A 13469-nucleotide genomic window follows, 5' to 3' on the forward strand; every position below is an offset into this window, starting at 1 on the left:
TCCATCAGTACTTAAAATTGTAGAGCCATTCGTTTAGGATCCAAAATCATCCTATCTTCTTCGCTGGCTCAAAACTTTATAAGAGTGAGAAAAGACACCAAGAATCGGTTGGCAAACTGATTTTTGGTGTCTTTTGCCGCGCAGTTAGCCGACTTGGAGTAGGTCAACCACTTGACCCGGCAGCCAGCGATTGCGCTGAGGCCTCATCATCTACCAAGTAGCTACGCGGTTGAGTTAATTTCCAGCCCCATATTGCTTATGCCGTTCAGTGGCACAGCCCTGGCACTTACTTTATTCCTTATCCTTACGGTGGCGGATATTAAAGGCGTGGCGGCTGGAGTGGCTACGACCGTGATTATCACCGCGGTGGCCCCGTGAACGGTAACGGCCATTTCCCCGTCGATTACCATTGTAGTGCCGGTGGTTGCCACCATGGTAATCAGTACGCTTACTACCGTGGTGACGACGTGGCAACGGGCGCTCCGGAGTAATCTTAACCGGAACCTCGCTAGCCGCCTCCTTCGTCATATCATTGAGAAGGGCCGCAACCAGGTCCGTTGCGTCATGGCTCTCCAGGAGCTCCTCTGCGGCCTCTTTATACCGGTCAGTGGAATCTTGTGCGATTAACTCGTCAATGTCGTTAAAGGCGCTGGCAACCTGTCCCTTGAAGGCCTCTTCGGCAGAGGGAGGCTTCAGCGGCAACATCCGTACCCGGGTCAGTTTTTCAATCTCATGCAAATATTCCATTTCATTTGGCGTTACAAAGGTCAGTGACGTTCCGTGGTGTCCGGCCCGACCTGTCCGTCCAATTCGGTGGACATAGCTATCCGGATCGGATGGGATATCGTAATTATAAACGTGGGTCACACCGGAAATGTCGAGGCCCCGTGCGGCCACGTCGGTTGCAACCAGAATATCCAGGTCCCCGTTCTTGAATTTCTTCATGATCTTCGTGCGTCGGTCCTGGGTGAGGTCACCATGAATTCCGGCGGCGTTGTACCCCCGGGCAATCAGTCCCTTTGACAGCTCATCAACCCGCCGTTTAGTACGTCCGAAGACGATCGTCAAGTCCGGATCTTGGACGTCAATCAGCCGGGTCATGATGTCAAACTTTTCGTAATCCCGGGCCCGGACGTAGTATTGGTCAACCAGGTCCGTCGTCAGTTCCTTAGCCTTAATCCGGACAGTTTCCGGGTTAGTCATGAACTGCTCGCCAATCCGCTTGATTTCTGGCGGCATTGTTGCCGAGAAAAGGAGGGTTTGCCGCTCAGCTGGCGTTTCCTTAATGATTGCTTCAATATCTTCCAAGAAACCCATGTTCAGCATTTCGTCGGCTTCGTCTAATACAAGGGTTTGGATGTGACCCAGTTTGACGGTATGACGGTTAATGTGGTCACGCAGCCGGCCAGGAGTTCCGACGAGGATTTGGGGATGGTGCTTGAGGCTCTTGATCTGCCGGCGAATATCTGCACCCCCATACACTACTTGAACCCGAACACGCTTATCCTTGCCCAGGCGGTAAAGTTCCTCCTGAGTTTGGATTGCCAGTTCACGAGTCGGGGAGATAATCAGCGCTTGGATATTCGGGTTGTCCGTATCGACGTGCTCAATAATCGGTAAGCCAAACGCGGCGGTTTTCCCTGTCCCTGTCTGGGCCTGGCCAATGACGTCCTGTCCTTTCAAGACCATTGGAATCGTCTGTTCCTGAATTGGGGTGGCCTCTTCGTAGCCGCTCCGCTTAATTGCTTTTAATAAACTTTGCGATAAACCTAATTCGCTAAACTTCAAAAAATTTCCTCCTAAAAATGACCAGTCGACGGGTGAAAACATCACCAATCGGCTGGTAATCAGTTACTATTGTTCTTTAATTGCTGCTAGAACCTGCTCTAAATGCAGACCATGACTGGCTTTCAATAGGACCATGTCGGCCGGATGCAGGTCGGCTTCCAAAGCGGCGGTTAACTGGTCGAGCTGGTCGGCCTGGTAATAGTGAATAGCTGCCGCGGGATAGCCCTGCTCCTGGAGCTTAGCCTGTAGGTACGCCATTTCTGCTCCCACCAGGTATACTTCTTGAATCTGAGCAGGGTTAATTTGCTCCGCTAGGCTAGCGTGCAGCCGTGGTGCGGCTTCCCCTAGTTCAAGCATGTCACCCAGGACCGCAATTCGCCGTCCTTGAACTGGCATTTCAGCGAGAGTCTTTAAAACCTGCTTTGCCGCTGTCGGGTTGGAATTATAAACATCACTGAGAATTTGAGCACCGTTCTTGCTCTTAAACCATTCCGCCCGATTTTCCGTTAGTTCGACGTTTGCCAGTGCCGTCTTAATATGGTTTGGACTGATGTGCAGGCGCTTGGCAACTGCCATGGCGGCAAGGGCATTGTTAACGTTATATTCACCCACCATTGGGATCGTGAATTGCTCGTCAGGCCACTCGTTAACCTTAAATTCAATGGAGCGGGGCCCGGCGTTAACACTCGTTGCGTATAAGTCATCAGTTAACTGGCGGCCAAAACGGGTTGTCTGTTGAGTGATGTCCGCCGCCCGTTCATTGAGCAGTGGCTCGTCACCATCGTACACAAAGAGGCCATCCTCTTTTAAGCCGTTTACGATTTCCATTTTGGCATCCGCAATCCGGTCCCGGGTACCGAAGAATTCGATATGGGCCTCCCCAATCATGGTAATAACCGCGATGTCCGGGCTAACCAGCTTGCTCAGGAAGTCGAGCTGACCGAACCGGTCCATCCCCATTTCAACGACTACCACCTCAGTGTTGGCTTCCATGTTTAGGAGAGTGACCGGCACTCCAATTTCATTGTTAAAGTTGGCATAGGTCTTAGTAACGTTAAGTTGGGTGCTCAAAATGGAAGCAATCATATCCTTAGTGGTGGTTTTCCCATTGCTCCCCGTAACAGCAACAACGATTGGGTTGATTTTGCGCAGGTAGTATTTTCCCAACTCTTGAAGGGCTTTAAGGGGATCAGTTACCACTAAAACGGGATGGTCGCTGTTAGTTAATTCGTGATCACTAGCCCATAAAGTGGCGGCCGCACCATTGGTAAAGGCGGTTTCAACGTATTGGTGACCGTCATGCGCCCCTTGGAGGGGAACAAATAACGCTCCTTTTTCCAAATGGCGGCTATCGAAAGAAACACTGGTTACCTCAATGTCCTTCCATTGTTCAATCTCATTTTGCGCGTTAATTGCCTTCGCAATCTCCGCTAACTTCATCTTCATTGAAAAGCTACCTCTTCTTTTGATACTTTGGTCTAGCTTTTTAATTATACCACCGTCGGGAAATAAAGGCATTCTTTAAGGAAAAACTATCTTGCTAAAAGAACGAAAAAAGCAGGTCCCGCCTTCCGCGTTCCCTGCCTAAAATCTACATTTGTTCTAGCCGTTTGATGCGAGCATCCAATGGCGGGTGAGTCGCAAACAAGTCGCTAAACCGGCGGTGACGACCATTCTCCTCTGGATCGCTAATATAGAGGCCGCTGCTGCTAGGCGCAACGTGTTTCATCGGTTGGGCCTCTTTGAGCTTTTCTAATGCGCTGATCATCCCGTGGGGGTTCCGTGTCAGTTCAACTGAACCGGCATCTGCTAAATACTCACGGTTACGCGACAAGGCCATCTGAGCAATTGTAGCTGCAAGTGGTGCCAGAATAATCAACAGCACCGACCCCAAAATCGCAAAGACACCCCAACTATTATCATCGTCGTCATCGCTTCTGCTTCCGCCAAACCACCAGAAGTTGCCGGCAAAGTTAACCAACATGCTGATTGCCGCTGATAATGCCAACGCAATCGTTTGAAGACGAATATCATAATTACGGACGTGACTCATCTCGTGGCCCATTACTGCCTCCAGCTCTTCACGGTTCATAATCTCCATCAAACCAGTTGTCGCAGCCACCGCAGCGTGTTCTGGGTTATTCCCCGTGGCAAAGGCATTGGGGCTCGGATCATCAATAATAAAGACCCGCGGCATCGGCACCTGTGCTACCATCGCCATATCTTCGACCACGTGCCACAATGCGGGTGCCTCCTGGGCAGAGTGGATTTCGCGGGCATTGTTCATATTCATCACCACGTCCGTCGACTGGCCGATAATCACCGCCATATATACTAGGGCAATCACCCCAGCAATGATAACTCCACCAACCGCTGAGCGCGCAAACAAGTAGCCGATTGCCGCCCCGATTAGGGCCACCAGCAGAAAAAAGCCGGCCATCACGAGGACGGTTTTCCGCTTATTTTGTGCAATTTGCTGGTATAACATCTAGCTCACCCTAATCGTCGAACGAAACCTTAGGCGCTGCCTTCGCACTTTCCGGTACCTGCAAGTAATCCATCTGTGTAAAGTGGTGCAGCTTCGCAACAATATTGCTAGGGAACGATTGAATCTTTGCGTTCAACGCTGCCACCGTACTGTTGTACAGTTGCCGGGAATATGCAATCTTATTTTCAGTATTGCTTAGTTCCTCCATCAACTGTTGGTATTCAGCGCTCGCCTTCAAGTCCGGATAATTTTCCGAAACCGCGAATAAGGTCCGTAACGTTCCCGTCAATTGATTAGAAACTTCCATTTTCTTAGCATGATCATCGTCAGGCACATTATTCAACGCGGTCCGTAATTCAGTCACCTTTGCTAGGGTAGAGGCTTCAAATTTACTGTACCCCTTCACCGTGGAAACTAAGTTTGGAATTAAATCATTCCGCCGTTGGAGCTGGACATCAATCTGACTCCAGGACTCCTGGGCGTGAACCCGTAACTGTACCAAGCCGTTGTACATCACAACGTAGATACCGATGATGACAACTAATACCAGGATGACAATTAAAATAGCCATTCTGCTCTCCTCCTTTAAATTATTGTTAACATTTTACCAGATTTAATTCTCCGGGGGAAAGGCTCAGTTCTCCCCTTAGCAAAACTTTAGAATTTCTTGTATGATAAACTAAAAGAAATCAATCAGCGAGGTGTCAAAAATGAACGTCTTATTTGTTTGCCTAGGCAATATCTGCCGGTCACCAATGGCCGAAAGCATGTTCCGCCAACTAGTCGCCAAGGCCAACCTTAGCCATCAAATCCAGGTCGACTCTGCCGGGACTACGGATTACGAAGAGGGCAAGCCGCCCTATCCCGGTGCGCGCCAAACGATGGAACAGCACGGGCTCCCCACCGCGGGCCTCGTTGCCCGCCCTATTTCCCAACGTGACTTTGCGTGGGCAGACTACATCATCTGCATGGATAACATGAACCTCGCCGCCCTCCAGCGCATGGCGCCTGCTAGTGACCTGCCTAAAATTCACCTGGCAAATGAGCTAGTTCCCGGTCACGAAAACGAGGAAATCCCGGATCCATGGTACACCCACCGGTTTGAGGAAACTTATCAAAGCCTCTACCGGGCGTTGCCACTGTGGTTAACTAAAATCGAAGGGGAACTTTAAGGCTGGCAAAGCAGCCCGATTCCTTGACAACGCAGTACGAAGCAGGCCTCCAGTACCCGGTAAAACCGAGTTCTAGAGGCCTGCTGTTGCTTTAAATGCTGATAACGGGAGGAAATTGGCCCATCCCCTTAGCTAATTTAAGGGTAAATAATGCCACGGTGCAGTAGCCAACGAACTAGGCCCGCTAGCCCTACTCCTCCGCTTTATTTACTATGAATTCCGGCCGGTCGTGTACTTGTTGCTAAAGTTCTTCTGCACATTTTGTGGCGCCTGCTTGAATGGCTCGGACTTGATAAACCGCCCCCGCAGCATTAGCCGACGCTCACCATTAGCGTTACAAGTAATCAGCGTAATAATCTTCTGTGGCGTATCATTGACAACTTCCACCTGGGTCGGTTCAATAAACGTCCGTTGGTAGAGTTTATACTCATACACCCGTTTAAGGTCGGTGATGTACACCATCTGACCAACCTTGGCATGGTAGTAGAGTGGGGAGAACAGGATTTTACTCCCGTGGGCCATGTTGTGACCAGCCAACGCATAGTTACCCTGGCCCATTTTCATATCCGGCCGCATCGTCCCTGCTGCCAAGGCCAGGGTGGTATTGTTAACACCGTTCGCAATTGGAATCGTCATGTCAGCCGCCGGAACGGTAATTTCCCCGATGATGTTAATCGGCTGCTTTTGCGCCCGAACCTTTGCTACCGTTTGCAGGTTAAGATCCTGAACATCGCTATAATTATAGGTTGCCTTCTTGGCCGCATCCCGCTTAATTGTCTGCTGGGTGATTGTCGGGCGGTAATTGCCCACCAGCTGCTCTTTAATCTGCTGGTTAAAAATCAGGCACAGCGAAATTACCAGCAAGATTACTACTAATGTCCAGCGGAGCCAATTTGGCAGGCCGCGTTTTTTCTTTTTCTCCACATTCCATCCTCCTCTACTAGACTTCCGCGTTTAGTCTACCACAAATAAAAAAGAAGGGCGATGAACAAGCAACCTTGTCCATCGTCCCCCTGACACAAGCTAGCCGTCCTACTTGAGGCCGTACTTCTTGTTGAACTTGTCCACCGCACCATCGGCCTGGGTAAACTTTTGCTTACCAGTGTAGAATGGGTGTGAATCAGAAGTAACTTCAATCCGGATCAATGGGTATTCATTACCGTCTTCCCACTTGATGGTTTCCTTGGAAGTAGCAGTAGAACCAGAGATAAACTTGTAACCAGTAGATGAATCTTCGAATACTACTGGGTGGTAATCTGGATGAATTCCTTGTTTCATAACTTTATACGCTCCTTTTGCCATGAATCATTGCCTGAAACATAGATAATCAACCCTAATAGAATATCATGAATCAGTTAGTAACGCAACAGCCTAGCTAATTTTTACTGATGTATCGTCTTCGATTGAAACATTCGCGTGCAGGCGGTTTAGTTTCCAAACAATCCGATCATACCCCCGCAGGATATTCCCCGCATTATTGATCACAGTCGTCCCGTCCGCCATTAAACCGGCAATCGTCAACGCGGCCCCGGCACGAATTTCACCGGCACTCACGTTTGCCCCGTGCAAGGCAGCCGTATGCTTGACAACAATCGTCCCATCATGGGCCTCAATCTGCATCCCCATCTTTTGCAATTCAGGGACGTGCTTGACCCGCTTCGGGTAAATCGTATCAACGATTACGCTGTCCCCCTCCGCCAGTGACATTAGCGGGGTCAACGGTTGCTGGAGGTCCGTCGCGAAGCCGGGGTACGGCATCGTCTTAACATGAATCGGCTTAAACTTAGTGGTTTTAGGCACATAAATGCGGTCACTGTCAATCTGAAGGTCGACACCCATCTCAATCATCTTACTGGTGAATGACTCCAGGTGTTCCGGAATCACATTGTGGATCATGACCCCATCACCAAGTGCTGCCGCCAGTGACAGGTAAGTCCCCGATTCAATCCGGTCGGCAATAATCGTATGGGTATTCATCGACTGGAGAGTATTAACCCCTGTAATCCGGATGGTGTCAGTTCCAACTCCCCGAATTTTGGCACCCATGTTATTTAAAAATGTCGCTAAGTCAATAATTTCAGGCTCCCGGGCAGCATTTTCAATTACCGTTGTTCCCTCAGCACGAACCGCCGCAAGAATCGCGTTAATCGTCGCCCCTACGGAAACCATATCCATAAAAATACGGGCACCATGAAGACCATTTTGAGCCTCTAAATGAACGGTCCCCCCATTTTCACTGACCGTTGCGCCAAGGGCTTTAAACGCCTTGAGATGCTGGTCAATCGGCCGGGGACCAATATTGTCACCACCAGGAAAAGTTAACGTAGCACGGTGGAAACGACCTAACAGCGAGCCCATAAAGTAATAAGAAGCCCGTAAGCTCTTGATCGCTTTACTTGGAAGTTCAGCTTCGATGATTTGCGTTGGGTCAATGTCTAGGACGCCATGACTAAACTCAGACTTGACGTTCATCGACTTCAAAATGATCATCAGATTGTGAACATCCAAGATATCCGGTACTGTATCAAATTGTACAGGTGTATCCGCTAGAATCGCGGCCGGAATTAACGCAACAGTACTATTTTTCGCGCCACCGATCGTTACTTCGCCCGAAAGCCGGTTTCCTCCTTGAATGATCATTCGTTTCATTTCCGTGTTTCCTCACTTAAAAATAGTTAGTTATTATTTGCTTTATTTTTTTAGTTATTGTTAATAAACAATCAATAGTAATGATAATTAATTGTTTATTAAATTACAACCTTTTATCAGCAATCTTAAAGAAATTAAAAGGGGCATTAGCCGGAACCAGCTAAACTGGTTCGCAATCTAACTCCCCCACTTGTGTAGCCAGGCAACTGCAACGTGCCCGCCGCTACTATTTTAACTATTTACTTATCAGCTGCTGCCGCTTTGACAAAGGCCGCAAACAACCCCTCTGGGCGGTTTGGCCGTGACAGGAATTCTGGGTGGTACTGGGCCGCCACAAAGAACTTCTTCTCTGGCAGTTCCACAACTTCAACCAGGTTCCGGTCCGGATTAACCCCCGAAACGACCAAGCCGTGGTCTTCCATTTCTTGCCGGTAAGCGTTGTTGAACTCGTAACGGTGCCGGTGCCGTTCACTAATCATCGCCTGATTGTCGTACGCGGCTGCCGCAACCGTATCTGGCTTCAGCTTGCACGGGTAAGCACCCAAACGTTGTGTTCCTCCCATGTCCTCGACGTCTTCCTGGTCGGACATCAGGTCAATAATGTTGTGTTCCGTGTTCGGATCAAATTCAGTTGAGTTGGCATCCTGGTAACCCAGTACATCCCGGGCGAACTCGATGCAGGCAGTCTGCATCCCCAGGCAGATTCCCAGGTACGGAACATCGTTTTCCCGAGCATACTTGATAGCGGTGATCATTCCTTCTACTCCCCGGTTGCCAAAGCCGCCTGGAACCAGAATACCATCGTAATCCTGCAGGGTTTCCTTGACGTTTGCGGGCGTAATGTTTTCCGCGTTAAAGTGGTCAATCTTAACCTTGGCATTAACCGGGTAGCCCGCGTGCCGCAGGGCTTCGTTAACGGAAATGTAGGCGTCCTGCAGGTCGGTGTATTTCCCAACCATCGCAATCTTAATCGTCTTGGTCAGCTCGTTTTCGATGTGGTTGACCATGTTGGTCCATTCCCGCATGTCAGCCACTGGGACATCCAGGCCGAAGTGGTCGACAACCAGCTGGTCCATCCCCCGCTTTTGCAAGTTCAGTGGAATCTCATACAGGGTGTTAACGTCCATCGATTCGATAACCGCCTTCGGATCAACGTCACAGAAGAGGGCAATCTTCTTCCGCATTTCATCGGTGATTGGCCGTTCAGTCCGGACCACCAGAATATTCGGCTGAATCCCCAAGCCCCGCAGTTCACGAACACTGTGCTGGGTCGGCTTGGTTTTCATTTCGCCCGCCGCCCGCAGGTACGGGACTAAGGTCGTGTGGATGTAGAGGACGTTTTCTGGACCCACTTCTTCCCGCATTTGCCGGATGGCCTCCATGAATGGTTGGGATTCGATGTCCCCCACGGTACCACCGATTTCGGTAATTACCACTTCGGCGTCCTTGCTTTCGCCAGCCCGCTTAATCTTGTCCTTAATTGCATTGGTAATATGAGGAATAACCTGGACAGTCCGCCCGAGATAGTCTCCCCGCCGTTCCTTGCGCAAAACTTCAGAGTAGATCTTACCAGTAGTGACGTTAGAATACTTATTCAGATCGTTATCAATAAACCGTTCGTAGTGACCAAGGTCAAGGTCTGTTTCGGTCCCATCATCGGTAACAAACACTTCACCGTGCTGGTATGGACTCATCGTACCGGGATCCACGTTAATGTATGGGTCGAATTTTTGAATGGCAACCTTCAAGCCCCGGTTCTTCAACAGACGGCCGAGGGAAGCGGCAACGATTCCCTTTCCTAGTGATGAAACAACCCCACCGGTTACAAAAATGTACTTCGTCATTGCTTTACTACTCCTTTAATTAATTTCAGGTGCTAACCAAAATAAAGAAAAGCTCCCCATTTCAACTGAAACAGGGAGCTTCTTTTATTTAAGAACTTCATAGCCTGCATACTTTACAGGCGCCCAAGAAAGATAATACAAGCTCGCCGCAAAATAGTCAAGGCTCCTGACGAGATTTATTCATCGTCGTCTTCTTCGTCCTCATCTTCATCATGTAATTCAGACAGCTGGTCCTCGATGTTGTCATCGAGGTCATCGTCATCATCACTGAAGTCGTCATTTTCTTCGTCGTAATCATCGTCGCTGCTATCGTCTTCGTCATGATCATCCAAGTCTTCATCTTCTGGATCATCGTTGTCGTAGTCGATCACATCGTCGTCATCATCAGAATCGGCCAAGAAGGCGTTAACCTTCCGCCGCTTCTTCTTCGGCCGGTCTTCTTCATCCTCGGTTTCACCAACCGTTGCTTCGTCGATAGATTCGAATGGGTACCAAGCCCGCAGGCCCCAGGTATTGTCACCAAGGGAAATAAAACTGCCGTCGACATTCAAATCAGTGTAGAATTGAGCGAGGCGTTCCCGGATTTCCTCATCACTCTTGCCCAGGTACTGTTGAATTTCGTTAGTCAGGTCAACGAACGCCATCGCCTCACCATGATGAGCTAAAATAGCGTGCGCCACCTCAACCATTGAAAGCTCTGATTTGTCTTGGCCGTCAAAAACCTTTAATTCCAAATTGGTGCACATCCCTTCAAAAAGTCTAAACTACATCATACAATACTAAGGTTGAAATTGCAATCGAAGCTGATAACTTCCCACAGTCTGCCCCGCCGTCACCAGGGAGTAATCCACCTTCAGCTGACCGGCCGGAATCGTGGGGTCAATCTCCTTCTCCAGCCGGCTGGTTTGGACTTCTAGACTGATGATTCCATACTGGGTCCGGTAACGGGTCGCCGTTGGTGCTGCCAAGTCAAAGTTAAGGAGGGTCGTCAGTTCCCCACTCCGGTGCAGGTGCACCTGGTCATCCAGGCGAAATTGGACGGGCGTACTGTGCCCCTGCTGGTGTTCCAGATAGCGCAGATAGTACTTACCGTTGAGTTCGACAAAGTTGCCCGTTTCGTTAAAACTAAACCGCTCCTGCTGACCATCCTGTTCAATGACCGTGGTCAACTGGACGTGGACGGGTGTAATTTTCTTGATCCTTTACATCCCCTTTCGGTTCTTTCGTCACAATTATACTTGAAACTGCTGAAAAAGGTGACCGTTTAGGATTAATTTCCACAGCTTTCTTGTATAATGACTATATAGAAACCAAAATCAAAGAAGAGTCAAACCTATGGAACAATTTTTAAGCCAGCCGGTCAGCGAATTTCGCCAGCCGTTGCTGCCCCCTAATAATATCAGCTCATTTATCTACACCAACGCCATCCTGCGCAGCAGCGAAGGCTTGCCGACTCCCCTGCTTCACTTTTGGACATTAGAGGAGACCGTCATTCTTGGCCTCAAAGACCAACGGCTGCCCCACCTGGCAACCGCACTGGACCTCTTGCGGCACCGTCATCACCACTACTTTATCCGTAATTCTGGCGGCTTGGCAGTGGTCAGCGACAACGGCATACTGAACTGTTCGCTGTTCTTCCCTTGGCACCTGGAAAAGCAGCAGTTAACGATTGACGAAGCCTACCAGCGGATGGTCACCGTCATCCAGGCTGCCTTCCCTGAACTGGCGATTGAAACCGGCGAAGTTACCCACTCTTACTGTCCCGGCAGCTTTGACGTTCAGGTCAATGGTCAAAAAATCGGTGGAATTTCCCAACGACGAAACATGGCGGGTGTCGTCGTCATGCTCTACCTCAGCATTAACGGCAACCAGCTTTCCCGGGGTGAATTGATTCGTGATTTTTATACGGCTGGTCTCCAATCCACGCCAAACAAGTGGCATTTTCCCGACGTGTGGCCGGCGGCAATGACGAATATCTCTGACCTTCTTGGTCGCCCCATTACAATTGCCGAAGCCCAGGACCGGCTGCGCGGCGTTTTCAGTTTGACGGACAACCAGGCCTTCAAACAGCTCACCTGGCAGCCCCAGTTTATCAAGTATTTAAATGATGAACGACTAGCAATCAGCAAGCTGCAAGAACGGTTACCGAAGGAGGTTTAAGAGTGCGTTTCAGTGACGAACAGTTATCCCGGGAGAAAGTTTTCCGGGACCCCATCCACGGTCAGATCATCGTGGATAACCAGATTATTTTAGACTTGATTAACACCCCTGAATTTCAGCGTCTCCGGCGGATTAAGCAGCTGGGAACCTCTTCCTTTACCTTTCACGGGGCCGAACACTCCCGCTTTGGACACTGCCTTGGGGTTTACGAAATTACCCGGGAAATGTGCAACTATTTCCAGCGAAACTATCCCCACCAGCAAGCCGGTGACGGCTGTTGGGACGACCGCGAGCGGCCCGTTGCCCTCTGTGCAGCCCTCTTGCATGACCTGGGGCACGGACCATATTCCCATACCTTTGAACATATTTTTAATACAGACCACGAACAGATCACCCGCCAGCTGATTACCAGTCCCGGGACCAACATTAACCGGATCCTCCGGCGGGTTTCCCCAGACTTCCCCCACCAGGTCGCTAGTGTCATCGACCACACCTACGAAAACCAGCAAGTCGTTCAAATGATTTCTAGCCAGGTCGACGCCGACCGGATGGACTACCTCCAGCGGGATTCCTACTACACCGGTACTAACTATGGTAAGTTTGACCTCGACCGGGTCCTCCATGTAATGCGACCGGTCGAGGGCGGAATTGCCTTTGAGATTTCCGGAATGCACGCGGTTGAAGACTACATCATCAGCCGCTTGCAAATGTATTTGCAGATTTACTTTCACCCCGTTTCCCGGGCAATGGAAGTGATTTTGGACCACCTGCTGATGCGGGCCAAGTACATCTACGAGCACCCTAATGACTTCGAGCCAGAGTTTACCCCGCACATGCTGATGCCCTTCTTTAACCATAAATTTAGTTTGGACGACTACCTCGCCTTAGACGATGGGGTCCTGACCACCTATTTCAACCACTGGACCCATTCCCGGGACCACATTCTCAGTGACTTGGCACGGCGGTTCCTCTACCGGCGGCCCTTCAAGTCAGCGATTTATGACCAGCACTCGGCCGCCTGCCTGCCGAAGCTGCGCGAGTTAATTCAAACGGCCGGTTTCAACAGCGACTACTATACCGCGGTCAATGATAGTTTCAAACTCCCCTATGATACTTACAATCCCCAGGATTCAAACCCTCAAACCCAAATCGAGCTGGTTCAACCCAACGGTGAATTCGTTGAACTGTCCCAGGTCTCAACCCTGGTTGCCAGCGTTTCCGGGCGCGAAGCCGGTGACCAGCGCTTCTTTTTCCCTAAGGAAATGCTCGAGAAGCACCAGGACATTGAGGTGTTCGAACCCATTTATGAGCAATTCCAGCACTACATTAAAAACAACCACATCGTTAACCCCAAGGAGGAACAATAAT

13 protein-coding genes are annotated in these 13469 nt (G+C 49.8%); 3 read left to right on the top strand and 10 right to left on the bottom strand.

The genetic code is table 11. From position 1 onward, the window contains the following. Positions 1 to 291: 291 nt before the first annotated feature. The 4 genes from cshA to FC49_RS06515 form a co-directional block, all read right to left on the bottom strand. On the bottom strand, positions 292 to 1788 hold the full coding sequence (cshA, locus tag FC49_RS06500; protein ID WP_003715113.1) for a degradosome RNA helicase CshA: 1497 nt from the start codon (positions 1786 to 1788) through the stop codon (positions 292 to 294). Positions 1789 to 1854: 66 nt separating this feature from the next. Beyond that, positions 1855 to 3234 (bottom strand): UDP-N-acetylmuramoyl-tripeptide--D-alanyl-D-alanine ligase, encoded by a 1380-nt coding sequence (locus FC49_RS06505; protein WP_056984585.1) that lies wholly within the window; start codon positions 3232 to 3234, stop codon positions 1855 to 1857. A gap of 145 nt (positions 3235 to 3379) precedes the next feature. Next, positions 3380 to 4276 carry a zinc metalloprotease HtpX gene (gene htpX, locus FC49_RS06510; RefSeq protein WP_003713980.1) on the bottom strand — a complete coding sequence of 299 codons (897 nt, stop codon included), beginning with the start codon at positions 4274 to 4276 and terminating at the stop codon, positions 3380 to 3382. 10 nt (positions 4277 to 4286) lie between these two features. Further along, positions 4287 to 4847 carry a LemA family protein gene (locus FC49_RS06515; protein WP_003713977.1) on the bottom strand — a complete coding sequence of 187 codons (561 nt, stop codon included), beginning with the start codon at positions 4845 to 4847 and terminating at the stop codon, positions 4287 to 4289. Between the two features lie 139 nt (positions 4848 to 4986). Here FC49_RS06515 and FC49_RS06520 point away from each other — a divergent pair, with 139 nt between their 5' ends. Beyond that, entirely contained in the window at positions 4987 to 5448 is a 462-nt protein-coding gene (locus tag FC49_RS06520) for a low molecular weight protein-tyrosine-phosphatase (protein ID WP_003715074.1), read from the top strand. Positions 5449 to 5658: 210 nt separating this feature from the next. Here FC49_RS06520 and FC49_RS06525 read toward each other — a convergent pair whose 3' ends face one another. From FC49_RS06525 to FC49_RS06550, 6 genes are all read right to left on the bottom strand, one after another. Continuing rightward, positions 5659 to 6372: a class A sortase gene (locus FC49_RS06525; protein ID WP_003713987.1), complete on the bottom strand. Its 714-nt coding sequence runs from the start codon at positions 6370 to 6372 to the stop codon at positions 5659 to 5661. A gap of 108 nt (positions 6373 to 6480) precedes the next feature. Next, positions 6481 to 6726, bottom strand: coding sequence for a type B 50S ribosomal protein L31 (locus FC49_RS06530; RefSeq protein WP_056984586.1), 246 nt, complete (start codon positions 6724 to 6726; stop codon positions 6481 to 6483). Between the two features lie 93 nt (positions 6727 to 6819). Continuing rightward, positions 6820 to 8097, bottom strand: coding sequence for a UDP-N-acetylglucosamine 1-carboxyvinyltransferase (locus FC49_RS06535; protein WP_003713992.1), 1278 nt, complete (start codon positions 8095 to 8097; stop codon positions 6820 to 6822). Between the two features lie 239 nt (positions 8098 to 8336). After that, a complete protein-coding gene (locus tag FC49_RS06540; RefSeq protein ID WP_056984587.1) occupies positions 8337 to 9941 on the bottom strand; it encodes a CTP synthase in 1605 nt (534 codons plus the stop codon). Between the two features lie 176 nt (positions 9942 to 10117). Next, complete coding sequence (rpoE, locus tag FC49_RS06545) at positions 10118 to 10675, bottom strand: DNA-directed RNA polymerase subunit delta (protein WP_003715080.1); 558 nt, start codon at positions 10673 to 10675, stop codon at positions 10118 to 10120. Positions 10676 to 10720: 45 nt separating this feature from the next. Beyond that, complete coding sequence (locus FC49_RS06550) at positions 10721 to 11110, bottom strand: YwiB family protein (RefSeq protein ID WP_003715050.1); 390 nt, start codon at positions 11108 to 11110, stop codon at positions 10721 to 10723. A 166-nt stretch (positions 11111 to 11276) separates the two neighbouring features. Here FC49_RS06550 and FC49_RS06555 point away from each other — a divergent pair, with 166 nt between their 5' ends. Further along, positions 11277 to 12101 carry a lipoate--protein ligase family protein gene (locus FC49_RS06555; RefSeq protein WP_056984588.1) on the top strand — a complete coding sequence of 275 codons (825 nt, stop codon included), beginning with the start codon at positions 11277 to 11279 and terminating at the stop codon, positions 12099 to 12101. A gap of 2 nt (positions 12102 to 12103) precedes the next feature. Further along, on the top strand, positions 12104 to 13468 hold the full coding sequence (locus FC49_RS06560; protein WP_056984589.1) for an HD domain-containing protein: 1365 nt from the start codon (positions 12104 to 12106) through the stop codon (positions 13466 to 13468). Position 13469: the final 1 nt, after the last annotated feature.

This window comes from Limosilactobacillus oris DSM 4864 (assembly GCF_001434465.1).
In the GTDB taxonomy this organism is placed as follows: Bacteria; Bacillota; Bacilli; order Lactobacillales; family Lactobacillaceae; genus Limosilactobacillus; species Limosilactobacillus oris.

Coding starts and splice junctions, on each gene's coding strand:
- FC49_RS06520 (WP_003715074.1), top strand. CDS start 4,987: ATGAACGTCTTATTTGTTTGCCTAGGCAATATCTGCCGGTCACCAATG.
- FC49_RS06530 (WP_056984586.1), bottom strand. CDS start 6,726: ATGAAACAAGGAATTCATCCAGATTACCACCCAGTAGTATTCGAAGAT.
- htpX (WP_003713980.1), bottom strand. CDS start 4,276: ATGTTATACCAGCAAATTGCACAAAATAAGCGGAAAACCGTCCTCGTG.
- FC49_RS06555 (WP_056984588.1), top strand. CDS start 11,277: ATGGAACAATTTTTAAGCCAGCCGGTCAGCGAATTTCGCCAGCCGTTG.
- FC49_RS06505 (WP_056984585.1), bottom strand. CDS start 3,234: ATGAAGATGAAGTTAGCGGAGATTGCGAAGGCAATTAACGCGCAAAAT.
- FC49_RS06515 (WP_003713977.1), bottom strand. CDS start 4,847: ATGGCTATTTTAATTGTCATCCTGGTATTAGTTGTCATCATCGGTATC.
- FC49_RS06540 (WP_056984587.1), bottom strand. CDS start 9,941: ATGACGAAGTACATTTTTGTAACCGGTGGGGTTGTTTCATCACTAGGA.
- FC49_RS06535 (WP_003713992.1), bottom strand. CDS start 8,097: ATGAAACGAATGATCATTCAAGGAGGAAACCGGCTTTCGGGCGAAGTA.